27 protein-coding genes are annotated in these 26202 nt (G+C 42.1%); 20 read left to right on the top strand and 7 right to left on the bottom strand.

The features are described from left to right. Position 1 precedes the first annotated feature (1 nt). The 10 genes from ACO5E4_RS03985 to yciH all read left to right on the top strand — a co-directional run bounded on the left by ACO5E4_RS03985 (position 2) and on the right by yciH (position 7503). Positions 2-730 carry an AzlC family ABC transporter permease gene (locus ACO5E4_RS03985; protein ID WP_485862153.1) on the top strand — a complete coding sequence of 243 codons (729 nt, stop codon included), beginning with the start codon at positions 2-4 and terminating at the stop codon, positions 728-730. Continuing rightward, a complete protein-coding gene (locus tag ACO5E4_RS03980) occupies positions 731-1063 on the top strand; it encodes a branched-chain amino acid transporter permease (RefSeq protein ID WP_485862152.1) in 333 nt (110 codons plus the stop codon). A 198-nt stretch (positions 1064-1261) separates the two neighbouring features. After that, positions 1262-2110, top strand: coding sequence for a VirK/YbjX family protein (locus tag ACO5E4_RS03975; RefSeq protein WP_485862151.1), 849 nt, complete (start codon positions 1262-1264; stop codon positions 2108-2110). Beyond that, complete coding sequence (cmk, locus tag ACO5E4_RS03970) at positions 2103-2780, top strand: (d)CMP kinase (RefSeq protein ID WP_485862150.1); 678 nt, start codon at positions 2103-2105, stop codon at positions 2778-2780. Before ACO5E4_RS03975 ends, cmk begins: the two co-directional genes overlap by 8 nt. A gap of 97 nt (positions 2781-2877) precedes the next feature. Further along, positions 2878-4524, top strand: coding sequence for a 30S ribosomal protein S1 (gene rpsA / locus ACO5E4_RS03965; RefSeq protein WP_485862149.1), 1647 nt, complete (start codon positions 2878-2880; stop codon positions 4522-4524). 60 nt (positions 4525-4584) lie between these two features. Further along, on the top strand, positions 4585-4869 hold the full coding sequence (locus tag ACO5E4_RS03960; protein WP_109103673.1) for an integration host factor subunit beta: 285 nt from the start codon (positions 4585-4587) through the stop codon (positions 4867-4869). Positions 4870-4966: 97 nt separating this feature from the next. Further along, a complete protein-coding gene (locus ACO5E4_RS03955; protein ID WP_006717608.1) occupies positions 4967-5263 on the top strand; it encodes a LapA family protein in 297 nt (98 codons plus the stop codon). Continuing rightward, positions 5263-6453 carry a lipopolysaccharide assembly protein LapB gene (gene lapB / locus ACO5E4_RS03950; RefSeq protein WP_230621437.1) on the top strand — a complete coding sequence of 397 codons (1191 nt, stop codon included), beginning with the start codon at positions 5263-5265 and terminating at the stop codon, positions 6451-6453. The genes ACO5E4_RS03955 and lapB overlap by 1 nt, the downstream gene beginning before the upstream one ends. Before the next feature lie 33 nt (positions 6454-6486). Continuing rightward, positions 6487-7179 carry an orotidine-5'-phosphate decarboxylase gene (pyrF, locus tag ACO5E4_RS03945; protein ID WP_485862148.1) on the top strand — a complete coding sequence of 231 codons (693 nt, stop codon included), beginning with the start codon at positions 6487-6489 and terminating at the stop codon, positions 7177-7179. A gap of 6 nt (positions 7180-7185) precedes the next feature. Then, a complete protein-coding gene (yciH, locus tag ACO5E4_RS03940; RefSeq protein WP_485862147.1) occupies positions 7186-7503 on the top strand; it encodes a stress response translation initiation inhibitor YciH in 318 nt (105 codons plus the stop codon). A 31-nt stretch (positions 7504-7534) separates the two neighbouring features. On the opposite strand, the gene ACO5E4_RS03935 is transcribed toward yciH, so the two are convergent. From ACO5E4_RS03935 to ACO5E4_RS03910, 6 genes are all read right to left on the bottom strand, one after another. After that, positions 7535-7885: a SirB2 family protein gene (locus ACO5E4_RS03935; RefSeq protein ID WP_485862146.1), complete on the bottom strand. Its 351-nt coding sequence runs from the start codon at positions 7883-7885 to the stop codon at positions 7535-7537. A 60-nt stretch (positions 7886-7945) separates the two neighbouring features. Continuing rightward, on the bottom strand, positions 7946-10603 hold the full coding sequence (gene gyrA, locus ACO5E4_RS03930) for a DNA topoisomerase (ATP-hydrolyzing) subunit A (RefSeq protein ID WP_314117009.1): 2658 nt from the start codon (positions 10601-10603) through the stop codon (positions 7946-7948). A 163-nt stretch (positions 10604-10766) separates the two neighbouring features. Then, the gene (gene fur, locus ACO5E4_RS03925; protein ID WP_314955475.1) at positions 10767-11207 is read right to left on the bottom strand and encodes a ferric iron uptake transcriptional regulator; all 441 of its coding nucleotides are present in this window, start codon (positions 11205-11207) and stop codon (positions 10767-10769) included. 19 nt (positions 11208-11226) lie between these two features. Next, positions 11227-11751 carry a flavodoxin FldA gene (gene fldA / locus ACO5E4_RS03920; protein ID WP_314955472.1) on the bottom strand — a complete coding sequence of 175 codons (525 nt, stop codon included), beginning with the start codon at positions 11749-11751 and terminating at the stop codon, positions 11227-11229. Positions 11752-11759: 8 nt separating this feature from the next. Next, a complete protein-coding gene (gene ybfE, locus ACO5E4_RS03915; protein ID WP_314955569.1) occupies positions 11760-12038 on the bottom strand; it encodes a LexA regulated protein in 279 nt (92 codons plus the stop codon). Between the two features lie 117 nt (positions 12039-12155). After that, positions 12156-12956 (bottom strand): alpha/beta fold hydrolase, encoded by an 801-nt coding sequence (locus ACO5E4_RS03910; protein ID WP_485862145.1) that lies wholly within the window; start codon positions 12954-12956, stop codon positions 12156-12158. Between the two features lie 86 nt (positions 12957-13042). On the opposite strand from ACO5E4_RS03910, the gene seqA reads away from it, so the two are divergent. Genes seqA through ACO5E4_RS03860 form a run of 10 tightly spaced genes read left to right on the top strand, consistent with a single transcriptional unit; the run spans position 13043 to position 25767 of the window. Beyond that, the gene (seqA, locus tag ACO5E4_RS03905) at positions 13043-13660 is read left to right on the top strand and encodes a replication initiation negative regulator SeqA (RefSeq protein ID WP_485862144.1); all 618 of its coding nucleotides are present in this window, start codon (positions 13043-13045) and stop codon (positions 13658-13660) included. Between the two features lie 5 nt (positions 13661-13665). After that, positions 13666-15087, top strand: coding sequence for an o-succinylbenzoate--CoA ligase (gene menE / locus ACO5E4_RS03900; RefSeq protein WP_485862143.1), 1422 nt, complete (start codon positions 13666-13668; stop codon positions 15085-15087). Between the two features lie 2 nt (positions 15088-15089). Then, positions 15090-18416, top strand: a complete 3327-nt coding sequence (mscK, locus tag ACO5E4_RS03895) for a mechanosensitive channel MscK (protein ID WP_485862142.1) — start codon at positions 15090-15092, stop codon at positions 18414-18416. Positions 18417-18438: 22 nt separating this feature from the next. Further along, on the top strand, positions 18439-19512 hold the full coding sequence (aroC, locus tag ACO5E4_RS03890) for a chorismate synthase (protein ID WP_485862141.1): 1074 nt from the start codon (positions 18439-18441) through the stop codon (positions 19510-19512). A 21-nt stretch (positions 19513-19533) separates the two neighbouring features. Beyond that, positions 19534-20406: a penicillin-insensitive murein endopeptidase gene (gene mepA, locus ACO5E4_RS03885; protein ID WP_485862140.1), complete on the top strand. Its 873-nt coding sequence runs from the start codon at positions 19534-19536 to the stop codon at positions 20404-20406. Positions 20407-20409: 3 nt separating this feature from the next. Then, positions 20410-21177: a TSUP family transporter gene (locus ACO5E4_RS03880; protein ID WP_485862139.1), complete on the top strand. Its 768-nt coding sequence runs from the start codon at positions 20410-20412 to the stop codon at positions 21175-21177. 36 nt (positions 21178-21213) lie between these two features. Then, positions 21214-22170, top strand: coding sequence for a lauroyl-Kdo(2)-lipid IV(A) myristoyltransferase (gene lpxM / locus ACO5E4_RS03875; protein WP_485862138.1), 957 nt, complete (start codon positions 21214-21216; stop codon positions 22168-22170). 21 nt (positions 22171-22191) lie between these two features. Next, positions 22192-22803 carry an adenine phosphoribosyltransferase gene (gene apt / locus ACO5E4_RS03870; protein ID WP_485862137.1) on the top strand — a complete coding sequence of 204 codons (612 nt, stop codon included), beginning with the start codon at positions 22192-22194 and terminating at the stop codon, positions 22801-22803. A gap of 25 nt (positions 22804-22828) precedes the next feature. Continuing rightward, positions 22829-24889, top strand: coding sequence for a DNA polymerase III subunit gamma/tau (gene dnaX / locus ACO5E4_RS03865; protein WP_485862136.1), 2061 nt, complete (start codon positions 22829-22831; stop codon positions 24887-24889). Beyond that, positions 24889-25767: an endonuclease/exonuclease/phosphatase family protein gene (locus tag ACO5E4_RS03860; RefSeq protein ID WP_485862135.1), complete on the top strand. Its 879-nt coding sequence runs from the start codon at positions 24889-24891 to the stop codon at positions 25765-25767. Before dnaX ends, ACO5E4_RS03860 begins: the two co-directional genes overlap by 1 nt. Here ACO5E4_RS03860 and ACO5E4_RS03855 read toward each other — a convergent pair. Continuing rightward, on the bottom strand, positions 25764-26117 hold the full coding sequence (locus ACO5E4_RS03855) for a RidA family protein (protein WP_485862134.1): 354 nt from the start codon (positions 26115-26117) through the stop codon (positions 25764-25766). The genes ACO5E4_RS03860 and ACO5E4_RS03855 overlap by 4 nt on opposite strands. Positions 26118-26202 lie beyond the last annotated feature (85 nt).

Here is a 26202-nt window from a genome sequence, read left to right as displayed (position 1 = left end):
TATGTCTGATGTTAAGACAACGCGTCATCCTATTTTTGCCGCAGCCAAGGCGGCATTGCCGTATAGCGCACCGATGATTGCCGGTTTTTTATTTCTTGGCATAGCCTACGGCATTTATATGAAAGCCCTTGGATTTGGCGTGTGGTACCCATTTTTAATGGCATTGTTGATTTATGGCGGTTCTGTCGAGTTTATTATTGCCGGTGCGCTCACTTTGCCTTTTGCGCCCCTCAATGCGTTGCTGATTACCTTGATGGTTAGCGGACGGCAGATTTTTTACAGTATTTCCATGTTGGAAAAATACGGTAAATTTTTAGGCAAAAAGCGCCCGTATCTTATCGCAACCCTAGTTGATGAATCTTTTTCTCTTAATTATATGGCAAAAATCCCACCGCACTTGGATCGTGGCTGGTATCTGTTTTTTGTCAGCTTTTACCTGCATATGTATTGGGTGGTCGGGGCAGTCTTGGGCAACTTGTTTGGCAATATCATTCCGTTTAATTTGAAAGGGATAGAATTTGCAATGACTGCGTTGTTTCTGGTGATTTTTGCGGAAAATTGGACGAAAGAAAAATCTCACGAAAGTTCCTTGTTAGGCCTGGCGATTGCATTTATTTCGCTGCTGATTTTTGGTCATGACTATTTCTTATTACCAACCCTGATAGGCATTTGGATGATCTTAACATTCCGTCGTCCGAAGCTGACCACGAAATTAGAGAGGGTGCAATAAATGAGCTTGATGGAACAGATCCTCACCATTGCTATTGCCGTTTTGGCCGTGCAAATTACGCGTTGGCTGCCGTTTTGGATTTTCCCTGCCAACCGTCCTATTCCTGAATATATTCGTTATTTAGGGCGAGTGTTGCCTGCGGCGATGTTTGGCATGCTGGTGGTCTATTGCTATAAAAATATTGATGTATTGAGCGGCTTTCATGGCTTCCCCGAGTTTATTGCAGGCGCAGTGGTGCTGGCATTGCATTTTTGGAAACGCAATATGTTTTTGTCCATTGCCGCCGGCACTTTATTGTATATGCTCTTGGTGCAGCAGGTCTTTGTGGCATAAAATACCCGTGAAAATGACCGCACTTTTTTCATCGAAAAGATGACGTGAACTATAAAGTGCGGTCGTTTTTTTCTGCGTTTTTACAGCCTATCGGCGCATTTAAAAGCAACTGCCTTTTTGCTATAATTTTGCACTTAATTTATTGAATTCTTTTTGAGGTTTGTGGTGACGAAATTCCATTTTCCAACATTTCATGAAATGTTTCCCGTAGAAAAACGCAAATTAAAATTGTTGCGGGAATGGCTACGTTATCGGGCGCGCCGTTTGGTTTTTGCAGCGCAATGCCAGGCGTTAGTCGATTTTATTCATGAAAATCCATTGTGGCAGCCGGTTTTTGCTCAGTATCCTTATCGTGTGAATACGTTATTAAGCCAGTACTGTGATAAACACTTTAATGCGACACAGCGTTTAGACGCTATTAAGACCAATTTTGCCATGGCGGAAAAACACTTTGGTATGTCGTTGTGCGAGACATTAATTTCACAACAGCCGGTACTGTTGGCACAGTTAACGGATGAATTGGCGCTAAATTTAACGCTCAACCATATCGATCCTTATGAAGGTTTTTTTGCTATCGCTTTAACTGATGCTAATCAACGTACGATTTATTCCGCCAGCTTTACGTTTTTAGCGGATAATTGCTTGTTAATCGCATCAATTCAAGGACCAAAAGGCGATGAGGCGCAAGATTTAGTGCGTCAGGCGACAAAATTGCTACATGGTGTTCGCCCGATGTTTATGTTGGTGAATGCCTTTAAAGTTTTTGCGGAGACGTTGAATTGTCGCTTAGAAGGCATTCCGCATAAACGTCAGGCCAAATATCGTTGGAATGATTCGGCAAAATTATTGTTTAACTACGATGAATTTTGGCAGGAAAATGAGGGTAAGTTGGCAGAAAATTATTGGCAAATTCCGACCGCACTTGAGCGTCGTCCTTTAGAAGAAATTCAAAGTAAAAAACGTTCTATGTATCGCAAACGTTATGACATGTTTGACCAGATGACGGTTGAGATTCAATCCCTTTTGACAGAGAAAAATTATGAATAAAATTATTACGGTTGACGGACCAAGCGGTGCCGGTAAAGGCACTTTATGTTACGCATTGGCAGAAAAACTAGGTTTTGCGTTGCTAGATTCTGGCGCAATTTATCGTGTGACGGCATTGGCCGCGTTAAAACGCCATGCTGATTTAACCAATGAAACCGAATTGGCTGATCTTGCCCGTCATTTAGATATTCAGTTTGTGCCGAAAAATGGTGAAGTGAATGTATTATTAGGTGGCATGGATGTCAGCCATTTAATTCGTACGCAAGAAGTAGCAGATGCGGCATCAAAAGTGGCTGTTTTCCCACAAGTTCGTGTTGCATTACTACAACTTCAGCAGGATTTCGCCAAAAATGATGGTTTAATTGCGGATGGTCGCGATATGGGAACGGTGGTATTTCCTGATGCACAAGTAAAATTATTTTTAGATGCGAGTGCGGAGGAACGTGCAAAAAGACGTTATAACCAGTTGCAAAATAAGGGGATTAATGGTAACTTTGCACAGATTTTAGCCGAGATAAAAGAGCGTGATTTGCGTGATAGAAATCGAGCAGTCGCCCCTTTGAAACCTGCTGAAGATGCGTTTTTACTTGACAGCACGACATTGAGTATCGATGAAGTGATTTGTCAGGCCTTAAACTATATTCAGCAACGTATCGATATTAAAGCTTAAATTTTTACGGTTTACCCAAGGATGGATAAACTTTATTATCAGCCCCACTTTTTATGGATTAGAAGTGGACGTTATTTACTTAAATTGAAGATTAATTATGACAGAATCTTTTGCTCAACTTTTTGAAGAATCATTAAAAGACCTTGAAACCCGTCAAGGTGCAGTTGTTAAAGGTACCATTGTTGCTATCCAAAAAGGCTTCGTCCTTGTAGATACCGGTTCTAAATCCGAGTCTGCAATTCCTTCCGAAGAATTTTTAAATGCACAAGGTGAATTGGAAGTTCAAGTTGGTGATGTTGTTGATGTTGTGCTTAAAGCTGTGGATGATGGTTTCGGTGAAACTGTTGCTTCCCGTGCTGATGCAAAACGCAACGAAGCTTGGATTGTATTGGAAAAAGCTTATGACGAACAAGCAACTGTACTTGGTTTAGTTAACGGTAAAGTGAAAGGCGGCTTCACAGTTGAGTTAAACGGTGTTCGCGCATTCTTACCGGGTTCATTAGTTGATACCCGTCCAGTTCGTGACGCAGATCACTTACTTGGTAAAGAATTAGAATTCAAAGTAATCAAACTTGATCAAAAACGTAACAACGTTGTTGTTTCCCGTCGTGCAGTAATCGAATCTGAAAGCAGCCAAGATCGTGAAGAAGTATTAGCGAACTTGTCTGAAGGTGCAGAAGTTAAAGGTACTGTTAAAAACTTAACTGACTACGGTGCATTTGTTGATTTAGGCGGTGTTGACGGTTTATTACATATTACCGATATGGCTTGGAAACGTGTTAAACACCCAAGCGAAATCGTTAATGTTGGTGATGAAATCACCGTTAAAGTATTGAAATTCGATAAAGATCGTACTCGTGTATCTTTAGGCTTAAAACAATTAGGTCAAGATCCTTGGGCTGCAATCGCTGAAAATCACCCAGTAAACAGCAAATTAACCGGTAAAGTAACTAACTTAACTGACTACGGTTGTTTTGTTGAAATTTTAGACGGTGTTGAAGGTTTAGTTCACGTTTCTGAAATGGATTGGACTAACAAAAATATTCACCCATCTAAAGTGGTTAGCTTAGGTGATGTAGTTGAAGTGATGGTATTAGAAATCGATGAAGAACGTCGTCGTATTTCTTTAGGCTTAAAACAATGCAAAGCAAACCCATGGGCTCAATTCGCTGAAACTCACAACAAAGGTGACAAAGTTGTTGGTAAAATCAAATCTATCACTGACTTTGGTATCTTCATCGGTTTAGAAGGCGGTATTGACGGTTTAGTTCATTTATCTGACATTTCTTGGAATGTTCAAGGTGAAGAAGCTGTACGTAATTACAAAAAAGGTGATGAAGTTGCCGCAGTTGTATTACAAGTCGATGCAGTGAAAGAGCGTATTTCTTTAGGTATCAAACAACTTGAAGAAGATCCATTCAATAACTTCGTTGCTATCAATAAAAAAGGCACTGTATTAAATGCTAAAGTTGTTGAAGCCGATGCGAAAGGTGCTAAAGTTGAACTAGACGGTGGTGTGGAAGGTTACATCCGCGCAGCTGATTTAACAAATGAAGTTGCTGCAGGCGATGTGATTGAAGCAAAATACACCGGCGTAGATCGTAAAGCTCGTATTGTTCACTTATCTGTTCGTGCGAAAGATCAAGCTGAAGAAGCGTCTGCAGTTGCAAATGTGAATAAGCAAGAAGATGTTGCTATTCCAAATGCAATGGCTGAAGCTTTCAAAGCAGCAAAAGGTGAATAATTCGCTTTGTTAATAAAACCGGCATAGTAATATGCCGGTTTAAAGAGTTAGGAGAATAGTATGACTAAATCAGAGCTGATTGAACTTTTAGTACAGAAAAATCACAGTGTACCTGTTAAATCTGTTGAAGAAGCAGTAAAAGCGATTTTAGAACAAATGTCATATGTATTAGAAAGTGGTGAACGTATTGAAGTGCGTGGATTTGGTAGCTTTTCTTTGCATTGTCGTCAGCCTCGTTTAGGTCGTAATCCTAAAACTGGTGAACAAGTAAAATTAGATGCAAAATGTGTACCTTATTTTAAGGCTGGAAAAGAGCTAAGAGAACGCGTTGATGTTTACGCATAATTTATTTGACTAACTTTTTATAACGGCACTTTTAAGTGTCGTTTTTTATGCTCATTTTTGGCATAATGAAAGCAACTTTATTTTAAGGAGAAAGAAAATGATTAAATATATTTTCGGATTAATCATCGTGTTAGCTATTGTGTTAGTTGCAGTCACCGTCGGTGCAAATAATGATCAAGTTATTACGTTCAACTATATTGTCGCACAAAGCCAATTCCAACTTTCTACCTTAGTTGCTATTTTATTCGGCTTAGGACTTATCCTTGGTTGGTTCATTACCGGTTTTTTCTATATCAAACTAAAACTTAAAAATATTGCATTAAATCGTCAGATCAAACGTCAAACCTTACAAATTAATGAATTAACAAACAGCAGAGATAAGGTTTCTCAATAATGCTTGAATTGCTTTTCCTTCTTTTACCAATTGCTGCCGCTTATGGGTGGTATATGGGGCATCGTAGTGCTAAAAAAGATCAGGAGGACATAAGTAATAAACTTTCCCGTGATTATGTAACTGGGGTTAATTTCTTACTAGCTAATCAAACAGATAAAGCAGTTGATTTATTTTTGGATATGCTCCAAAAACAAGAAAGTGAAAATGAAATTAATAGCTCATCACAATTTGAGGCTGAGTTAACACTGGGAAATCTTTTTCGTTCGCGAGGCGAGGTAGATCGTGCATTACGAATTCATCAAGCATTAGATAACAGCCCACATTATACCTTTGAACAAAAATTGCTTGCTAAACAACAGCTTGCGAAAGATTTTATGGCAGTGGGTTTTTTTGATCGTGCTGAACATCTTTATATTTTAATGGTTGATGAGCCCGAATTTGCTGAGGCGGCATTACAACAACTGGCAATTATTTATCAAAAAACGAAAGAATGGAAAAAAGCCATTAACGTTGCTGAAAAGCTTGCAAAAATCTCTCCTAAAAAAAATCATATTGAATTGGCACACTATTATTGTGAATACGTGCGCAATTTACCTCAAGATAGCAAAGAAAACCCTCAACAGATTTTATTGCAAGCCTTAAAGGTTTCTCCTAGTTGTGCTAGGGCATCCATAATGCTTGCTGATTTAGCGATTAAACAAGAAAACTATAAAAGTGCGGTCGATATTTTAGAAAATATTTTGACGCAAAATTCTGATTATATAGGTGAAGTTTTAAACACCTTGAAATTCTGCTACCAAAAATTAAATCAGTTAGATAATTTTGAGTTATTTCTCATCAAAGCCAATCAAAAAAATCATAATAGTGCAGTATCCTTGATGTTAGCTGATCTTATTGAAGAAAAAGATGGGCTTGCTGCGGCACAACTTAAGCTTTACCAACAGCTCCAACAAAATCCGGCTACGCCTATTTTTCACCGTTTTATTCAATATCAAATTGATGATGCAGAAAATGGAAGAGGGAAGGATAGTTTGATTTTGTTACATAAAATGGTGGGAGAGCGCATTAAACAAACTTTTGATTATCGTTGTAGTAATTGCGGTTATCAAACCCATAAATTAATTTGGTGTTGTCCCTCTTGTCGTCAATGGGAAACGATTAAACCGGTTAGCGCGATTGAACATGATTAGCTGCTAACATTGCTTATCTGTAAGGAGAAATATATGACAAATAAAGTCATCATCGCATTAGATTATGAAAAAGAAGCAGATGCTTTAGCGTTAGTTGATCAGCTTGACCCACAAAATTGTCGTTTAAAAGTCGGGAAAGAAATGTTTACCACTCTTGGAACGAATTTTGTGAAACAATTACATTCGCGTAGTTTTGATGTTTTCCTTGATTTGAAATTTCATGATATTCCGAATACTGTGGCAAGAGCGGTTCGTTCTGCAGCTGATTTAGGCGTTTGGATGGTGGACTTACACGCAAGCGGTGGTTTGCGCATGATGGAGGAAGCGAAAAAAATTCTTGAGCCTTATGGAAAAGATGCACCGTTATTAATTGGAGTGACCGTGTTAACGAGTATGGAAGATTTGGATTTATTGCAAATTGGCATTAACGCCTCTCCAATGGAACAGGTGATTCGTCTAGCGCATTTGACTCAACGTGCAGGTTTAGATGGCGTGGTATGTTCTCCGCAGGAAGTGGAAATTTTACGTCGTAACTGTGGTGAAAACTTCTTGCTTGTTACACCAGGGATTCGTCCGATTGGCTCTGATTTTGGTGACCAACGTCGTGTGATGACACCAGCTGCTGCCATTCGTTCAGGTTCTGATTATTTGGTCATTGGACGTCCAATTACGCAGGCCGAAAACCCGGCAGAGGTATTGAAAGCGATTAATACTTCTATCGCGTAATTTATTATGATAAATCAATTAGTTTATTCTACTGAAGTAGGACGGATTAAAGCCGATAAACCGCAGGAAGAGATTCCACAAAGTGATGGTATCGTACGAATTCAACTGCAAAAAAGTGGCCGTAAAGGTAATGGTGTGAGCATTATTACCGGGCTTGGATTAGCCGAAAGCGAATTGAAAACCTTAGCTGCGGAACTAAAAAAACGTTGTGGATGTGGTGGTTCAGTAAAAAATCATACTATCGAAATTCAGGGTGAAAAACGTGATTTACTGAAACAGCTGCTGGAACAGAAAGGCTACAAGGTGAAATTAGCTGGGGGATAAAAAAGTGGGTATTAAACCCACTTTTTTATTTTTAGTGAAAATAACCGATTAGGATCGTGCCTATCAGTAACACAAGCGCCAAGAAGAAAAAGTGCGGTTGATTTTGCAATTGTTTTTTACTGAAGAATTTTGCCGAGAAGACAATATAGCCGATCAATAATACCGTCTTCGCAATAATCCACACCGGTAAGCCGTAGTTAAATATAAATAACATAATAATACCGCTTAAAACCAATAGGGTATCTATTAAGTGCGGTAGAATTTTCAACGATTTGACTGCTCGCCAGTCTTTCTTCGTTAACTGCATAGCACCACGAATAATGAGTAATCCGAGGCTGACAAAGGCACAAATAATGTGCAAATAAACTAAATAAATATCCATTTATCCCCCAATATTTAAGGCAGCAATAAAACACTGCTGCCTTAAAATGCTCTTATGTTGTTATTCTTCGGTATTTTCTACCGCACTTTCTTGTTCGCCTTCTTCGTCATCGACATCGCAGATACGCTCCAAGCTCACAACATGCTCATTTTCGCTTGTGCGGATTAAGCGAACACCTTGAGTGTTACGTCCGACGATGCTGACCTCACTGACTCGGGTACGAACCAAGGTACCGGCATCGGTGATTAACATGATTTGGTCCGTATCAACCACTTGGGTTGCCGCAACGACTTTGCCATTACGCTCACTTACTTTAATGGAAATTACCCCTTTGGTATTACGGGATTTGGTCGGATATTCTTCTAATTTCGTCCGTTTGCCGTAGCCGTTCTGTGTTGCGGTGAGAATTTCGCCGTCATTTTTCGGAATGACCAAAGAAACGACTTTATCGATGTTGAGATCTAAGGTTTCTTCTGTGTTGTCATCAGAAACCTCTTCAATTTCAACCGCACTTTCATCGTCATTCAGATCATTGGTTAAGGCAAGTTTGATACCGCGTACCCCTGTGGCCAAACGCCCCATTGCACGGACAGCGGATTCGCTGAAACGTACTACGCGACCTTGGGAAGAGAACAACATGATTTCATTGTTGCCGTCGGTAATATCTACGCCGATCAATTCATCTTCGTCGCGTAAGTTCAGCGCGATGATACCGCTAGAACGTGGACGGCTGAATTCGGTTAACGCGATTTTCTTCACAATACCGCCGGCGGTTGCCATGACGACGAATTTATCTTCTTCATAAGCGGTCACCGGTAAAATGGCGGTAATACGTTCATTTTCATTGAGCGGTAAAATATTGACGATTGGTCGTCCGCGCGAGCCACGGCTAGCTTGCGGAAGTTGATACACTTTCAGCCAATATAAGCGTCCACGGCTGGAGAAACAAAGAATGGTGTCATGGGTATTGGCAACCAAGAGTTTCTCAATGAAATCTTCTTCTTTCATTTTTGTCGCAGATTTGCCTTTACCACCTCGGCGTTGTGCTTCGTAATCGCTAATGGGTTGATATTTCACATAACCTTCGTGGGAAAGGGTTACCACCACATCTTCTTGGGCGATTAAATCTTCTAAATTAATGTCGCCGGAAGCGGCGGTAATTTCTGTTCTGCGCGGATCGTTAAATTGTTCGCGGATTTGCTCCAGCTCTTCACGAATCACTTCCATTAAGCGTTCAGGACTGCGTAGGATATAGAGCAATTCGCCGATGGCTTCCAATAATTTTTTGTATTCGTCTAGAATTTCGTCATGACCTAAGTTGGTCAATTTTTGTAAACGTAAATCTAAAATGGCTTGAGCTTGGACTTCCGTCAAATAATATAAACCGTCACGGATACCATATTGTTCGTCTAAATCTTCCGGGCGAGCGGCATCGACACCGGTTGCTGCCAACATCTCTGCAACATGGCCAAGTTGCCATGGACGAGCAAGTAATTCACGTTTGGCGCTTTCCGGGTTTGGTGCTTGACGAATTAGCTCAATAATTGGATCCACATTGGCTAACGCAATAGCAAGACCTTCCAAAATATGGGTGCGTTCACGGGCTTTGCGTAATTCAAAAATGGTACGGCGGGTCACCACTTCGCGGCGGTGTAACACGAATGCTTCAATGAGCTGTTTTAAATTTAAGAGTTTCGGCTGACCATGGTCTAATGCCACGATATTAATCCCGAAAGTGACCTGCATTTGCGTGAGGGCATACAAGTTGTTTAATACCACTTCACCCACAGCATCGCGCTTGATTTCAATGACGATACGCATACCGTCTTTATCTGATTCATCACGTAAACCGCTAATGCCTTCAATTTTTTTCTCTTTGACGAATTCCGCAATTTTTTCGATTAATTTGGCTTTATTAACTTGATACGGAATTTCGTTCACGATGATGCTTTCACGGCCTTTTTCATCAGTTTCAATTTCTGCACGGGCACGTACATAAATTTTACCACGACCGGTTTTATAGGCTTCTTCAATGCCTTTACGACCGTTAATGAGTGCGGCTGTTGGGAAATCCGGGCCGGGAATATAACCCATTAATTCATCAATGGTGATATCGTTATTTTCGATATAAGCCAAGCAACCGTCTAATACTTCGCCTAGATTGTGTGGGGGAATATTGGTCGCCATCCCGACAGCAATACCGGAAGAACCGTTGACTAATAAGGCTGGGACTTTGGTTGGCAATACTTCAGGAATCATTTCTGAGCCATCATAGTTTGGCACGAAATTAACGGTTTCTTTATCGAGATCTGCCAATAATTCGTGGGCGATTTTGGTCATACGGGCCTCCGTATAACGCATCGCCGCCGGCGCATCACCATCTACAGATCCGAAGTTACCTTGACCGTCCACTAACATATAACGCAAGGAGAAAGGTTGTGCCATACGCACCAAGGTATCATATACCGCGCTATCACCGTGTGGGTGATATTTACCGATGACGTCACCCACAATGCGGGCAGATTTACGGTAAGGTTTATTGTAGGCATTGCCCCCTTCGTGCATCGCAAATAACACGCGGCGGTGTACCGGTTTTAAGCCGTCACGTACATCAGGCAAGGCACGCCCTACAATAACGGACATGGCGTAATCGAGGTATGAAGATTTCAGCTCTTCTTCAATACTGACCGGCGTAATATCTTGGACGAAATCAGACATTTAGAACTTCCTAATCATTAAAATTAATGTGAAAAAATTGGCGTGATTATAGCATAACAAGGCATTTTCCCCTAAGGAAAATCTTGTTTTTAGGCGAGAAAAGTGTGATCGGTTTTGATGTGTTATTACGAATAAGGCGGTTTAAAGACCGCCTTATTTGTGATTATTTTTTGTTGTTTTCTGGGCATTGATTAATGTCACTACATTTTCCATAAAGATATAGACTATGGCTGGAGAGTTCAATACCGTGCTGCTTACTGATTTCTTTTTGGCGATTTTCAATTAATTCATCATTAAATTCGAACACTTTACCGCAATCAGTACAGATAATATGGTCGTGATGCTGGGTTGGCGCCAACTCAAAAACCGATTTATTTCCTTCAAAGTTATGGCGAATTAAGATTTTGGCTTCATCGAATTGGTTTAAAACACGATATACCGTAGCCAAACCGATATCTGCACCGTTTTCTAATAGCATTTTGTAAACATCTTCCGCAGAAAAATGCTGTTCACTGTGTTTTTGCATTAAAGCAAGAATTGTCAAACGGGGTTCCGTAATTTTTAATCCTGCTTTTTTTAATAATTTGATGTTTTCTTCAGACATAACAGCTCCTTTTTTGCTATTAAGCTAACTCAGCCAAACACATTTCGTCATAAACTTGTGTAACCCATTTGTTGACACGTTCAGACGTTAATTCCGGTTGACGATCTTCATCAATGCATAATCCGACAAATGTATCATCGTCAACTAATGCTTGCGAAGATTCAAAATTGTAACCTTCAGTCGGCCAATGTCCGACAATAATCGCACCGTGTGGTTCGATAATATTACGCACGGTTCCCATGGCGTCGCAGAAATAATCTGCATAATCTTCCTGATCACCGCACCCAAAGATGGCGACAAGTTTATCGGTAAAATCAATTTGCTCTAATGTTGGGAAAAAATCATCCCAGTCACATTGTGCTTCACCGTAGTACCAAGTTGGGATACCAAACAGAAGAAAATCATACGCTTCGATATCTTCTTTGCTGCTTTTTGCAATGTCACGAATATCAACTAATTCGCTACCTAATTGTTTTTGAATCATTTTGGCAATGTTTTCAGTATTGCCTGTATCACTACCATAAAATAAGCCGACAACAGCCATCTTGTTACCTATTTCTTAACGTTAAAATAATCTTGTAAAATTGCTACGATTAGCTCGGAACGATTCACGTTTCGAGTTGATGCTAAATCTTCTAGTTGTTGAACTAAATCCGCATGCAATTTCAATTCGACACGCTTTAATCCACAGGATTTATCACGTTTTAATTGATTGCGCTTATTAATACGGATTTGTTGCTCCCGACTCAGTGGATTGGTTTTCGGACGTCCAACTCTACGAATTTCACTAAATAAATCTAAAGTAATGTAGTCAGAATCTTGTTTTGCCATTTTGTTAACCACTGGCGTGTTTATCACTTGAATAAAGAATTATTCAGAAAGTGATAATGATAAGCCACAACGAAATTTGTTGCGAACTATATCATAGATTCCGCACCAAATGAAATTCTATTTGGATTCATCTGAGCTATTAATTCTATTTAAAAAATGCGTGATTGCACGGATAACAAATTGCGGTTTTTCCGCATGAACCCAATGTCCGCTACCGTTAATAGTAAAGGAGGCCGCGTGTGGGCATTGGGATAAAATCAGGTCGGTGTATTCGGTTAAAATGTAGGAGGAATTGCCGCCTTTAATAAACAAGCAGGGCTGTGTGATGTGGCGTGATTCCCAGCCCATTAAGTAAGGGTAATTGTGTTTAAGTGCGGTCAAATTAAAGCGAAAATAATCGTCACTTGAGGCATCAAAGGATTTCAACATAAATTGTTGTACGCTTTCATCGCGAATATGCTGCGATAAAATGGGTTTAGCCTCTTGACGGGTATGGGGTTGAGCATTTTTTACAGCAAATAAACCGTTAAATACGTCATCATGCCCATGTTCGCCATAAGCGACAGGTGCAATATCAATCACGACTAAGCCTTTGACGAATTTAGGGTAATTTGCGGCACAAACCATAGAGGTTTTTCCACCCATGGAATGCCCGACTAAAATCACTTCATGAATGCCCAAAGAATGAATCACGTCAACTACATCTTTCGCCATTAAATCATAATTCATGTCTTCGCTATGAAAACTCAAGCCGTGATTACGTAAATCCATCCGTAAAATAGAATAATCATCACTAAAGGCGCGAGCGATGATGCCCAAGTTATTCATATCGCCGAATAAACCATGAATGAACACCAAAACAGGTTTGTTAATTGCTTGTTTTAATTCATTAAATTGAAAATTGAGTAATTTTTCCATCGGCTAAATTTGGGGCTAGAGAATTTGCTAATAGCTCGCTATAATGTGCGAAAAGCTTAAATAGATCAAGCAAGTGGAGAAAGAAAATGAAAATTATCGAAGTGGACGAAGAGCTTTATCAATACATTGCCGGCAACACGCAATCTATTGGCGAAAGTGCATCGGATATTTTACGCCGTTTATTAAATCTTTCTCCGCGCAATGCTTATTTTAGTCTTCCGGAAAGTCAATCGACGACGGTCACTACGTCTTCCAATGAGCCAATTCAGATAGTGGAACAACCACCTGTTTTCGAAGAAGAAATTAACAAGCCGGTGATTAAAAAGCAATCCGATGAGGTTATGCAGAAAACCATCACAAAATTAGAAGCGTTACTCAATTCAGAAGCATTTAAACAAGAAAATAAAGCGGTCATTCGTTTCTTAAATATTCTGACAATTTTATATCGCACCAACCCGGAAGGGTTTGCCCTCGCCACCGAGTCATTGCAAGGGCGTACGCGCGTTTATTTTGCCCGTGATGAAGGCACCTTGTTAATGGCAGGAAATCATACGAAACCGAAACAAATTCCGGATACGCCGTATTGGGTGATCACAAATACCAACAGCGGTCGTAAAATGCTTATGTTGGAAGGGGCTATGCAGTCTATGCATTTGCCGGAATACTTAATTGATCAAGTGCGGTCATTTTTTACGGCAAATTAACGCTTATGGCACTGGGTCATCAATTTGCACAATCTCCTTTATTTTCTAAGCGAATCGCCTTGCAAGTTTTGCAAGGCGACGCTTTTACATGGCCGCAACTCCTCAAAAAAACACAGCAAATCTCCACGTATTTACAACATCTTGGTGTGAAGCCAAAAAATGGCATCGCATTGTGTGGGAAAAATAGTCTAGAACTGGTGCTGTTTTATTTAGCGGCGATTCAAATCGGTGCCCGCGTTTTAATTCTCAACCCCATGTTTCCTCTAGAAAAACGCATTGCCCTTTGCCAAGCCTATAATGCAGGTTTTTTCTTTACCTCAGATCAGGCGGAATGTACTACAGAACAACAAAAGTGCGGTCAGATTTTTAAGTGTTTTTTCACCTTTTCGGATGCCATAAAGCAGGCAGAGAAAATCGACGCTTTCGGTGATTTTCCCGTTAATTTGACGCAACCGGCTACTATGACGCTCACATCAGGTTCCACGGGCTTGCCAAAAGCCGTTGTGCATAATGTGCAAGCGCATTTGGCCAATGCACAAGGCGTATGTAATTTAATGCAATTTGGCGCAACAGATTCTTGGTTGCTTTCATTGCCGTTGTATCACGTCTCCGGGCAGGGCATTGTGTGGCGCTGGCTGACGACAGGGGCAACGTTGGTGTTATCGGGCGATGATTTTTATGCGGCAGTCAATCAGGTGACTCATGTTTCTTTGGTGCCAACGCAAGTGCAACGCTGGTTATCGTATTTGCAGGAAAATCCCTCAACGAGACAAACACGTGCGGTATTGCTTGGCGGGGCACATATTCCGTTAGCATTGACACAATCGTTACATCGCCTAGGCGTGAAAAGTTATTCCGGTTATGGCATGACAGAAATGGCTTCAACGGTGTTTGCTAAACAAAGTGATGAAAAAAACGGGGTAGGGCAGCCCTTAGCCGGACGTGAATACTGTTTGCACAATGAGGAAATTTGGTTGCGTGGTGCAGGCTTGGCGTTAGGTTATTGGCAACAGGGCCGTATCGTTTCTCTTCTTAACGAACAAGGTTGGTTTGCCACGAAAGATAAAGGTGTGTGGCACGACGGCGAACTTGTGATTTCAGGGCGAATTGATAATATGTTTATTTCCGGTGGAGAAAATATTCAGCCGGAAGAAATTGAAAAACTGATTTTACAATCTGATTTAGTCAAACAGGTTTTTGTGTTGCCCATTCCTGATTCAGAATTCGGCCAACGACCGGTAGCCATTGTGGAATGGCGAGAGCTCACTAAAAGTGCGGTGGAAAATCTGAAGGTATTTTTACAGGGGCGATTGGAACGTTTTAAACAACCCGTTGCCTATTATGAATTGCCGTTAAATTTAAGCGACGGCGCAATCAAAGTTTCTCGGAAAACGTTAGCAATCTGGCTAGCGAAACAATTAGGATAAATATGAAAATAAATGCGTTTTTAACCGCACTTTGTGCTGCCTTATTTTTGAACATGGCGATCTCACACAGTGCCTTTGCCGATCAAAATACCCTGTCTTTGCCAACCGAAAAAAGCCTCAAGGCGGATCTTGCTACGGCACAAAAAATGCCGGATGGCGATGAAAAGCAAACCTTGTTCACAGATATTCAAACCTCTTTGGATCTCTTGCAACAAATTCAAGCCCAGCAAAAGACCAATGAGACGCTACAAGCTACCTTGAATGGCGCAGATGCTGAAATTCAAAAAAATAGTGCTGAGTTACAAACGCTGAAAAAGCAATTGGATACGGCAAAAGCGGCAGATTATCAATCTCGTCGCTTAGCGGATCTACAGGCTCAGGTTGAGAAATTAACCGAACAACAACAGGAAACACAATCGGCGTTAGGGACCGTGAACAGCCAATTGGCGGGGCAAAGCGCCGTATCTGAGCGAGCGCAGGCGACACTAACCTCCAATTTAAAACGCACGCAAGAGCTGAACAAAAAGCTGAGCGAGAGCACGACCTCAGAGACATTGAAACAGCAGTATCAGTTAGAATCGCAACTGATTGATTTAAAAAATAATTACAATCAAATTCTACTGAAAAACAGCGATCAGTTGACGGTGTTATACCAAAGCCGCTATGACTTATTAAACGCCCGTGCGCAAGTGCAACAGCAACAAATTTCCGCAATGCAAGAGGCGATTAATCAACAGCATTTGGCACAAACACAAAATCAAGTTGATCAAGTACAGCAACAAAGCCAAAGTGCGGTTAAAAATAATTACATTCAGAAAGAGTTGGAGCGTAATGCGCAATTGAGCCAATTTTTGTTGGAGCAAACGGAAAAAACCAATACCTTAACACAAGATGAATTGCGTATGCGTAGCGTGTTAGACAGCTTAACGCAAACGCAGCGTACCATTGATGAGCAAATTAGTGCGTTACAAGGCACCTTGGTGCTATCACGGATCATCCAACAGCAAAAACAAAAATTACCGACAAACTTGAATATCCAAGGTCTATCAAAACAAATTGCAGATTTGCGTGTGCAAATTTTTGACATGACCCAACGCCGCAATGAGCTTTATGATTTGGAGGCGTATTTAGCGAAAGTTCAAGCCGAGCAGAACCAAACCTTTACGGCAGAAGAAAAAGCACAGCTCACCAATTTGTTGACAGAGCGCCGTAAAATTGCCTCCGATGTGATTAAGTCTTTAAATAACCAATTAAATTTGGCGATTTCTTTAGAATTGACACAACAGCAAATTACACAGCTTAGCGATCAAATTCAGGCGAAGTTGGATCAGCAAAGCTTTTGGGTTAAAAGCAATAACCCGATCAATTTAGCGTGGTTTAAGCAGTTACCGATGTCACTTGGTGAGCAATTTGAGGGAATTAGTAAAAAATTAGGTTTTCCGAAAAATTTTGATAACTTGCCTTATTTGCTCATGTTTGTGGCAATTTTGGTACTGATTGGCGGTATTATTTTCAGATTTAAAACACTGATTAAACAACGTTTAGCTACCATTAACAGTGAAATTAATACACTTCGTTCCGACAGTCAGTGGCATACGCCAATGGCACTTTTATTGACGGCGATTATTGCTTTGCCATCCACATTATGGTTTTTAGCCGTGTGCCAACTGTTGGGCTTTTTCTTTGTTCGAAATCCGGCGGAATTTTGGCAATGGTCGTTGAGTATGGCGGCATATTGGTGGTTCTTTAGCTTTGTGCTTGCACTTTTACGACCGAATGGTATCTCCGTTCGTCATTTTGGATTCTCTCAGGATGAAGCGGAAAAACTGAGAGCGGTGACGAAACGAATCATTGTCGCGGTAGTATTATTATTGAATACCTCGGTTTTCAGTAATGTTATGGATAGCGGTTTAGCCAATGATGTGCTTGGCGAATTGAATACCATGGTCGCCTTGATTTTTTGTATCGCCATTATTGCGCCACGTTTTCGTAAAGCCTCAAAAACATTAGGCCAGACAAACCGTGATCACCGAGACGAACTGGTTTTAAAAATTGTCCGCATTTTATTGCAATTAGTGCCGGTCGGATTGATTGTATTGGTCGCGCTCGGTTATTACTACACCGCACTTAACTTGATTAACCACATGATTAACACCTACATCGCTTGGGTGATTTGGTCTCTGGTTCGTTACACGCTATATCGTGCGATTACGGTTTCCTCCCGTCGTTTAGCATACCGTCGCTTGCAAGAAAAACGTCAGCAAAAAGCGGCTGAGTTGAATGATGGTTCGCCTTCTGATGATGTGGTTGTGGTAAGTGAACAAGAAGAAGGCATGGCGGTTAACCAAGTCCGTGGTCAGTTGTTACGCTTTGCCGATTTATTCATTTGGACGGCATTATTTGCGATTTTCTATTATGTGTGGTCGGATTTAGTTACTGTAGCAAGTTACTTACGCGACATTACGTTATGGCAACAAACGACCACAACAGAAGCCGGCGTAGTGACCGAAAGTATTTCGCTATTTAACTTACTTGTGGCGTTAGTGATTATCGGTATTACTTACATTTTAGTGCGCAACTTGCCGGGGATTTTAGAAGCGTTGATTTTCTCCCGCGTGAAGTTGTCGCAAGGCACGCCTTATACGATTAATACCTTATTAACGTACACGTTAGTGGCTATCGGAAGTGCTTGGGCGTTTGCCACCTTGGGCATGTCATGGTCAAAATTACAGTGGTTATTCGCCGCACTTTCTGTAGGTCTCGGTTTCGGTATGCAGGAAATTTTTGCGAACTTCGTGTCGGGTATTATTCTCTTATTTGAACGTCCGATTCGAGTTGGCGATACTGTCACCATTAACGATGTGACCGGTACGGTAGCGAAAATTCGTATTCGTGCGATTACGATTATCGATCCTGATCGTAAAGAAGTGATTGTACCAAATAAATCTTTCGTGACCGGACAGGTCACTAACTGGGCATTGTCTAACACGATTACTCGCGTGGTGATCTCCATTGGTGTGGCGTATGGCTCTGATTTAGAATTGGTCAGACGCTTATTGTTACAAGCGGCAGCTGAACAAACTAATATTATGAAAGATCCGGAGCCGCGCGCCTTATTCCTCAGTTTTGGCGCCAGCACCTTGGATCATGAATTGCGGGTTTATGTTTCTCAAGTCTCTGAGCGTACAAACACTATTGATGCGTTAAACCGCCGTGTTAACGAATTATTTGCGGAAAATAATATTGAGATCGCCTTCAATCAGCTTGATATCTTTATCAAAAATCAAGATACCGGCGCGATTATGCCGTTGGTGGAAGTGAAATCATAAATCGAATTGAAGAGAGAAGATTATGGCAGGAAATACGATTGGGCAATTATTTCGCGTGACCACCTTTGGTGAATCTCATGGCATTGCATTAGGTTGTATTGTCGATGGCATGCCACCGAATATGGCGCTCTCGGAAGCCGATATTCAGCCGGATTTAGATCGCCGCAAACCGGGTACTTCTCGTTACACCACGCCACGTCGTGAGGACGATGAAGTGCAAATTTTATCCGGCGTCTTTGAGGGGAAAACCACGGGCACCAGCATTGGCATGATCATCAAAAACGGCGATCAACGTTCGCAAGATTATGGCGAAATCAAAGATCGTTTTCGCCCGGGGCATGCCGATTTCACTTATCAGCAAAAATACGGCATTCGTGATTATCGCGGTGGCGGTCGGTCTTCTGCCCGTGAAACCGCCATGCGTGTGGCGGCAGGCGCTATTGCAAAAAAATATTTACGTGAACAATTCGGTATTGAAGTGCGAGGCTTTTTAAGCCAAATCGGCAAGGTAAAAATCGCGCCCCAATCCTTTGAAAACATCGATTGGGTGGAAGTGAATAGTAATCCGTTTTTCTGTCCGGATAAAAGTGCGGTGGAAAAATTCGATGAATTAATTCGTGAATTGAAAAAGCAGGGCGATTCCATCGGCGCAAAATTAACCGTCGTTGCTGAAAATGTGCCTGTAGGCTTAGGCGAACCGGTATTTGATCGTTTAGATGCAGATTTAGCGCACGCTCTCATGAGCATTAACGCGGTAAAAGGCGTAGAAATTGGCGATGGTTTTGCCGTCGTAGAACAACGCGGCAGTGAACATCGTGATGAAATGACACCGGAGGGATTTCTTTCTAATCATGCGGGCGGCATTTTGGGCGGTATTAGCTCAGGACAACCAATTATTGCGACCATTGCGTTAAAACCTACCTCCAGCATCACCCTTCCGGGGCGTTCCGTTAATCTTAATAACGAACCCGTGGAGGTAGTAACCAAAGGTCGCCATGACCCTTGTGTGGGGATTCGTGCCGTGCCGATTGCCGAAGCGATGATGGCGATTGTGTTGTTAGATCATTTATTACGATTTCAAGCGCAGTGTCGATAATTTGTAACAAGGGCATTCATAGTGAATAAGATTCTTTATTACGTCATCAAAAGTGCGGTCATTTTTAGCAGCGTTTTTTTTGCGGCGTCCACTTTTGCCGCCCCACAAGACTGGCAACAAATTAAACGCCCAATTCCGACGGAAAATGGCAAAGCCGAGCCGATTGGTAGCTATTCCAACGGCTGTATTATCGGCGCAGAACCCTTGCCTTATAAAGGCGAAGGCTATCAAGTTATTCGGATGAATAAGAACCGTTATTATGGTCATCCGGACATGATTCGTTATTTGCAACGTCTAGGGCAACGCGCCAAAGCGGCCGGCTTACCGACTATGTTGGTGGGCGATATTGCCATGCCGGGGGGCGGACGTTTTTTGACGGGACATGCCAGCCATCAAATGGGCTTGGATGCGGACATTTGGTTGCGTATGGGCAGTATGTCTGACACTGATGCGTTGAATTCTGACGGTAAAGGTTTGTTGGTGGTGAACCGCAAAGCGCAACGGGTGGATGACAGTGTCTGGACAGCCAATCACGCAAAACTGATTAAGTTGGCTGCGGAAGATCCGAAAGTGACGCGTATTTTTGTTAATCCGGCGATTAAGTTAAAGCTCTGTGAAACTGCCGGTTCAGATCGTGCTTGGTTACACAAAATTCGCCCGTGGTTTGGGCATGACTCCCATTTTCATGTGCGGCTCACTTGTCCACAAGGCGCACAACATTGTGAAAATCAGGCACCGGTGCCAGCCGGAGATGGTTGTGATAGTGAACTTTATTCTTGGTTTGAACCGCCAAAACCGGGGGCAACACCAAGCAAACCCAAAGTCACTCCGCCGGAGCCGTTTTTGTGTCAACAAATCTTAAACTCACCCAATCGGAGTGAATGGTTGGAGTAAGCGATGGAATTCGGTCTTGATATTTTAGCCATTTTATTTGGGGTGGCGTTTGTTGCCGGTTTTATTGATGCGATTGCCGGCGGTGGTGGATTAATCACGATTCCGGCATTGCTAATGACAGGCATTCCGCCTGCGGTCGCGTTGGGGACTAACAAGCTACAAGCCTGTGGCGGTTCCTTTTCCGCCAGTCTTTATTTTTTACGTAAAAGAGCGGTCAATTTTTCGGAAGTTTGGTTAATTTTGCTGATGATTTTCTTTGGTTCTGTCGCCGGAACGATTTTAATTCAGCTGATTGACGCCTCCGTCATTAAAAAAATGCTGCCATTTTTAATTTTAGCGATCGGCGTTTATTTTTTAGTGACGCCTAAACTGGGCGATGAAGATCGTAAACAACGCCTGTCTTATCCGATTTTTGCTTTTTGTATCGGTACATTGATGGGCTTTTATGACGGATTTTTCGGGCCTGGCACCGGCTCAATTATGAGTTTAGCCTGTGTGACATTACTGGGGTTTAATTTAGCCAAGGCAACCGCGCATGCCAAAGTCATGAATTTTACTTCTAACTTGGCTTCCTTAGTTTTCTTCCTTATCGGCGGGCAAATTTTATGGACGGTCGGTTTGACCATGATGGCGGGCCAATTTATCGGTGCCAATTTAGGCGCAAAAATGGTAATGACCAAAGGTAAAACATTGATTCGCCCAATGGTGGTCGCCATGTCTTTTATCATGACGATAAAAATGGCCTTTGATCAAGGCTGGTTCAATTTCTAACGGGATAAAGTGCGGTGAATTTCCGCAACGTTTTTTATGACAGATTCTCAACAAAATATTCGTTTAACGGCACGTGTCGGCTATGAGCCGCATTTCTCGTGGTCCTATTTAAAGCCTAAATACTGGGGCATTTGGCTCGGTATTTTAATTTTGCTGTTACTGGCGTTTATTCCTTTTCGTTTGCGCGATAAATTCGCCGCCAAGATTGGCTTATTTGTAGGACATAAAGCGAAAAAACAACGTAAACGCGCTCAAATTAATTTGCAATATTGCTTTCCGCAATGGTCGGAACAACACCGCGAACAGGTGATTGATGACATGTTTGTTGTATTGGCGCAAGTGATGTTAGGGATCGGCGAAATTGCGGTGCGTTCAAAAAAACATTTGCAACAGCGCAGTGAATTTATTGGCATTGAACATATTAAACAGGCAAAAGAACAGGGTAAAAATGTGATTTTATTGGTGCCGCACGGTTGGGCGATTGATGCGTCAGGGATTATTTTGCACACTCATGGCATTCCGATGACATCCATGTATAACCCGCATCGCAATCCGTTGGTGGATTGGCTTTGGACGCTGGCGCGCCAACGTTTTGGTGGCAAAATGCATGCGCGCCAAAATGGTATCAAACCGTTTTTGAGCCACATTCGACAAGGACAAATGGGGTATTATTTGCCGGACGAAGATTTTGGTGAAGAACAAAGCGTGTATGTAGATTTCTTCGCGACTTACAAAGCAACCTTGCCGGGGATTAATAAAATGGCGAAGTTGGCAAAAGCCGTTGTGATTCCCATGTTTCCGCGTTATAACGCGCAGCTGGGTAAATACCAAATGGAAATTCATCCGCCAATGACACTGAGTGAAGATCCGCAGCAATCTGCTCGTGCCATGAACGCAGAAATTGAAAGTTTTGTTACCGAAACTCCGGAACAATACGTGTGGATTTTACAGCTTCTGCGCACCCGAAAAAATGGCGAAGATCTTTATGATTAATGTTCGGCAATCCAGCGATTTATGATAATATGCGCGCCGGCTTATCATTTTAATTCACGTGGAAAAACAACCGCACTTTTAGGTAAAAAAATGGAAAAACAACTTGCACTTATTGCTTCTTCAATTAAATCCATTCCTGATTATCCAAAACCGGGAATTATTTTTCGGGATATTACCAGCTTAGTTGAGAACCCGGCGGCTTTTCGTGCGGCAATCGATTTGATGGTGCAACATTGCAAAGAGAAAGGCATTAATAAAGTCATTGGGACGGAATCCCGCGGCTTTATTTTTGGTGCGCCGGTGGCGTTGGCATTAAATGTGCCTTTTGTATTGGTACGTAAACCGGGTAAATTGCCACGAGAAACCATTGCGCAATCTTATGAATTGGAATATGGACAAGATACCTTGGAAATTCATGTGGATTCCATTCAAAAAGGTGATAACGTATTGATTATTGACGACTTATTGGCAACAGGCGGTACCGTTGAAGCCACGGTTAAATTAGTACAACGTTTGGGTGGCGAAGTGAAGCATGCCGCATTCGTGATTAATTTACCGGATTTAGGTGGTGAACAACGCTTACGCAATTTAGGCGTAGAACCTTATACTTTAGTTAATTTTGCCGGTCATTAATTTTCTAAACGGGCAGGGATAAAGCATGAGTTATCAAGTATTAGCAAGAAAATGGCGACCAAAAACCTTTGCTGATGTTATCGGTCAGCAACATGTTTTGACCGCACTTGCTAACGGCTTGCGTGAAAATCGCCTACATCATGCTTATTTATTTTCCGGCACGCGCGGCGTGGGGAAAACCTCCATTGCCCGTTTATTTGCCAAAGGGCTAAATTGCATTAATGGCGTGACTGCCGAGCCTTGTGGCGTATGTGAACATTGTAAAGCCATTGAAGAAGGCAATTTTATCGATTTAATTGAAATCGATGCGGCATCCCGCACCAAAGTGGAAGATACACGCGAGCTGTTGGATAACGTGCAGTACAAGCCGGTGTTGGGGCGTTATAAAGTGTATCTTATCGATGAAGTACACATGCTTTCCCGTCATTCTTTCAATGCGCTCTTAAAAACCTTGGAAGAGCCGCCGGAATATGTGAAATTTCTGTTGGCGACTACCGATCCTCATAAACTGCCGGTAACGATTTTATCTCGTTGCATGCAGTTCCATTTGAAAGCCTTGGAGCCATCACAAATTGCCAACCATTTGGGATACATCCTAAATCAGGAACAGATTCCTTTTGAGTCGTTGGCATTGGATAAACTCGCCAATGCGGCACAAGGCAGTCTCCGTGACAGTCTCAGTTTGACAGATCAAGCCATTGCAATGAGTAACGGCAATGTAACGCTCAATATTGTCAATGAAATGTTGGGGTTGTTGGATGAAACCCAAGCCATTGAGATGATTTATGCGCTGCAACAAGGCAATGGCGAAAAGCTCATGCAAGTGGTGGATGCCGTGGCGAATAAAGCAGGTGATTGGGATGAGCTATTGCGTGAAGTTGCAGAAAATTTGCACAAGATCGCAATGCAACAATTATTACCACAGACCTCGTTAACAGAAGCGGATCACATTGGCTTTTTAGCGAAACATATCGCACCACAGGACGTACAGTTTTTCTATCAAGTGGTGGTGAGCGGCCGGAAAGAATTAAGTTTGGCTCCGACGGCGCGCATGGGCGCAGAAATGGTGTTATTGCGTGCGTTGGCGTTTCATCCGAAATTCATTGGTCAGCCGCTAAATGTTGAAGTCAGTACGCAAGAAAGTTCACCTCAAAGCCCATCAAGTGCGGTGGAAAATCGCGTTAAACCTTCTAGTCAAACGGTTTCACCGGCAATTGAAATGCCGGTTGTTTCTCAGGCAATAAAAGCCCATTATCAAGATCGTAAAAAATCCGCTACCAATGAAAGCGTAGCGAAAACTGCGCAATCTCAAGTAGCGCAACCTCAATCGCCACAGTTGGCAGAACCCTTAGTGAATTCGCCGGTCCTTGGCGCATTAAACGGCTTAGACCAATTGGATGCGATGCCGAGCAGCCCTTCTCAAGAAAAAAAAAAGTCTGATCGCCTAGCACAACATTCATCAGAAAAACTGACCGCACTTTCTCATGTGGTGGAGACGCCGGAAACCAAAAGTGCGGTGGAAAATCCAAATGAATCAGAACGTGAAGAAAATGATTCCGAGGTGCTGGGCGAAGATTACCGTTGGGAGTGGAGCAATCCGGAACTGGCACAGATTGAACAAGGTCCCAAACCTTCTGACATCAAGGCTGCCATTCTGCAAGACATCACCCCGGAATTACAGCAAAAAATTGTCCATTTAACGGAAGAACAAGATCGCTGGGCACAGTTGATTGAACAAAGTGGCGTGGAAAATCTCACCAAAGAATTTGCGTTAAATACCTTTATTTGGACGGAAACCGAGAGTGAACTTAAATTGGGTGTGCGTTCCAGCCACGGGCATTTGAATCAAGATAAGCATTGCAAATTGCTACAGCAGGCGATTTCACAAGTGTTAGGAAAAACCATTGCATTGACCGTTGAAATCAATGATGACGAACAGTATCTCACGCCGACGGATTACCGCCGAAAAATTTATGCCCAATTACGGGAGCAGGCGAAACAAGATTTATTGCAGGATCAAAAATTGCAATTATTAGAACGCGAATTTGATTGTAGCGTTGATATGAAAAGTATTCGTCCGGTGTAATGATGTTTAAAAAACATGCCTTTAAATTCATCACTTTTCTCGTTTTACTTGTCGCAGCGATTGCCGGCTATCTTTTTTATAGCCTAACGATTTTCTCCCCCGTCAATATTCACTTTAGCACGACGCCAAATCTCACCTATCATCCGATAAAAAAACAGGATGAGTTAATTTGTTATCAAGCAGAGCAGCTTCTCCCCGAAATCACACAGAAGACATTTCGCTTGTTGATTTGGAATTTGCATAAAGGACAAGATGCCGGCTGGCAACAGGCGCTAAAACGTTTTGCGCAAGAGCGGGATGTTTTGCTATTACAGGAAGTCTTAAACACACAAGAATTGGCAGCGCAATATTCATCGCGATTTCCTACCGCACTTTATGCCAGCGCCTTTGCCTATTTACAACAGCAATCCGGTGTTGAAATTCTCTCTCAATTTGCACCGCACTTTTACTGTGCCGGCGCAAAATCCGAACCTTGGATTCGCATTCCCAAAGTGGGGGCGGCGATGAGTGTGCCGCTGGCTCATGGGCAAGCGCTGTTATTGGTCAACGTGCATTTGATTAATTTTGAAATGTATCCGACGGCTTATGAAGAACAACTTCGCACGCTGATGCAGTTGGTGGCGCAACATCAAGGCCCACTTGTGTTATCCGGTGATTTTAATTCTTGGAGCGGTTATCGCATGGCGATTATCCGAAAATTGATCACCGAATTCGGTTTGGTTGAAGTGTCTTTTGCACAGGATCATCGCTTACGCTTTTTAGGCAATCCGCTCGATCATGTTTTTGTGCGTGGACTGAATGTGTTGAACGCCACAACAGAACCTACGGAAAGCTCTGATCATGCACCGTTGCTGTTAGAGGTGGAATTAGCGGATTAAACCGCAGCCGTGATCACAATTTCTACTTTCCAGCGAGGATCCGCAAGTTTAGCTTCCACGGTAGCACGCGCTGGGGGATTTTGCACATCAACCCATTCATCCCAAGCTTGATTCATTAACGCATAATCTTGCATATTCGCCAAAAAAATTTGTGCGTTTAGAATACGGCGTTTATGGGAATGTATTTTTTCCAGCAATTTGTCGATAAGCGTTAAGACTTCTTTCGTTTGATCATAGGCATTCTTTTCTATGCTGGTTTCCGGCACTTGCCCTGCAAAATAAGCAACCCCCTGATAAATTACGGCTTCCGCAAGACGATCGTTGGTGTCAATGCGTTGAATTTGTGTCATATCATCTTCCTCTGAATAAAAATAATTCTCAGAGATTATACCAATCCTCACAAAAAACCTCTAAAATTCATGGACCTTCCATTCA

It is taken from the genome of Aggregatibacter sp. (assembly GCF_057314075.1).
The sequence above is the reverse complement of the archived record's forward strand: the minus strand, read 5'-3'. Positions and strand labels throughout refer to the sequence as shown.

Bases quoted from the DNA above. Each gene is read 5' to 3' on its own strand.
- ACO5E4_RS03985 (WP_485862153.1), top strand. From the start codon at position 2: ATGTCTGATGTTAAGACAACGCGTCATCCTATTTTTGCCGCAGCCAAG.
- ACO5E4_RS03980 (WP_485862152.1), top strand. From the start codon at position 731: ATGAGCTTGATGGAACAGATCCTCACCATTGCTATTGCCGTTTTGGCC.
- ACO5E4_RS03975 (WP_485862151.1), top strand. From the start codon at position 1,262: ATGTTTCCCGTAGAAAAACGCAAATTAAAATTGTTGCGGGAATGGCTA.
- cmk (WP_485862150.1), top strand. From the start codon at position 2,103: ATGAATAAAATTATTACGGTTGACGGACCAAGCGGTGCCGGTAAAGGC.
- rpsA (WP_485862149.1), top strand. From the start codon at position 2,878: ATGACAGAATCTTTTGCTCAACTTTTTGAAGAATCATTAAAAGACCTT.
- ACO5E4_RS03960 (WP_109103673.1), top strand. From the start codon at position 4,585: ATGACTAAATCAGAGCTGATTGAACTTTTAGTACAGAAAAATCACAGT.
- ACO5E4_RS03955 (WP_006717608.1), top strand. From the start codon at position 4,967: ATGATTAAATATATTTTCGGATTAATCATCGTGTTAGCTATTGTGTTA.
- lapB (WP_230621437.1), top strand. From the start codon at position 5,263: ATGCTTGAATTGCTTTTCCTTCTTTTACCAATTGCTGCCGCTTATGGG.
- pyrF (WP_485862148.1), top strand. From the start codon at position 6,487: ATGACAAATAAAGTCATCATCGCATTAGATTATGAAAAAGAAGCAGAT.
- yciH (WP_485862147.1), top strand. From the start codon at position 7,186: ATGATAAATCAATTAGTTTATTCTACTGAAGTAGGACGGATTAAAGCC.
- ACO5E4_RS03935 (WP_485862146.1), bottom strand. From the start codon at position 7,885: ATGGATATTTATTTAGTTTATTTGCACATTATTTGTGCCTTTGTCAGC.
- gyrA (WP_314117009.1), bottom strand. From the start codon at position 10,603: ATGTCTGATTTCGTCCAAGATATTACGCCGGTCAGTATTGAAGAAGAG.
- fur (WP_314955475.1), bottom strand. From the start codon at position 11,207: ATGTCTGAAGAAAACATCAAATTATTAAAAAAAGCAGGATTAAAAATT.
- fldA (WP_314955472.1), bottom strand. From the start codon at position 11,751: ATGGCTGTTGTCGGCTTATTTTATGGTAGTGATACAGGCAATACTGAA.
- ybfE (WP_314955569.1), bottom strand. From the start codon at position 12,038: ATGGCAAAACAAGATTCTGACTACATTACTTTAGATTTATTTAGTGAA.
- ACO5E4_RS03910 (WP_485862145.1), bottom strand. From the start codon at position 12,956: ATGGAAAAATTACTCAATTTTCAATTTAATGAATTAAAACAAGCAATT.
- seqA (WP_485862144.1), top strand. From the start codon at position 13,043: ATGAAAATTATCGAAGTGGACGAAGAGCTTTATCAATACATTGCCGGC.
- menE (WP_485862143.1), top strand. From the start codon at position 13,666: ATGGCACTGGGTCATCAATTTGCACAATCTCCTTTATTTTCTAAGCGA.
- mscK (WP_485862142.1), top strand. From the start codon at position 15,090: ATGAAAATAAATGCGTTTTTAACCGCACTTTGTGCTGCCTTATTTTTG.
- aroC (WP_485862141.1), top strand. From the start codon at position 18,439: ATGGCAGGAAATACGATTGGGCAATTATTTCGCGTGACCACCTTTGGT.
- ACO5E4_RS03880 (WP_485862139.1), top strand. From the start codon at position 20,410: ATGGAATTCGGTCTTGATATTTTAGCCATTTTATTTGGGGTGGCGTTT.
- lpxM (WP_485862138.1), top strand. From the start codon at position 21,214: ATGACAGATTCTCAACAAAATATTCGTTTAACGGCACGTGTCGGCTAT.
- apt (WP_485862137.1), top strand. From the start codon at position 22,192: ATGATAATATGCGCGCCGGCTTATCATTTTAATTCACGTGGAAAAACA.
- dnaX (WP_485862136.1), top strand. From the start codon at position 22,829: ATGAGTTATCAAGTATTAGCAAGAAAATGGCGACCAAAAACCTTTGCT.
- ACO5E4_RS03860 (WP_485862135.1), top strand. From the start codon at position 24,889: ATGATGTTTAAAAAACATGCCTTTAAATTCATCACTTTTCTCGTTTTA.
- ACO5E4_RS03855 (WP_485862134.1), bottom strand. From the start codon at position 26,117: ATGACACAAATTCAACGCATTGACACCAACGATCGTCTTGCGGAAGCC.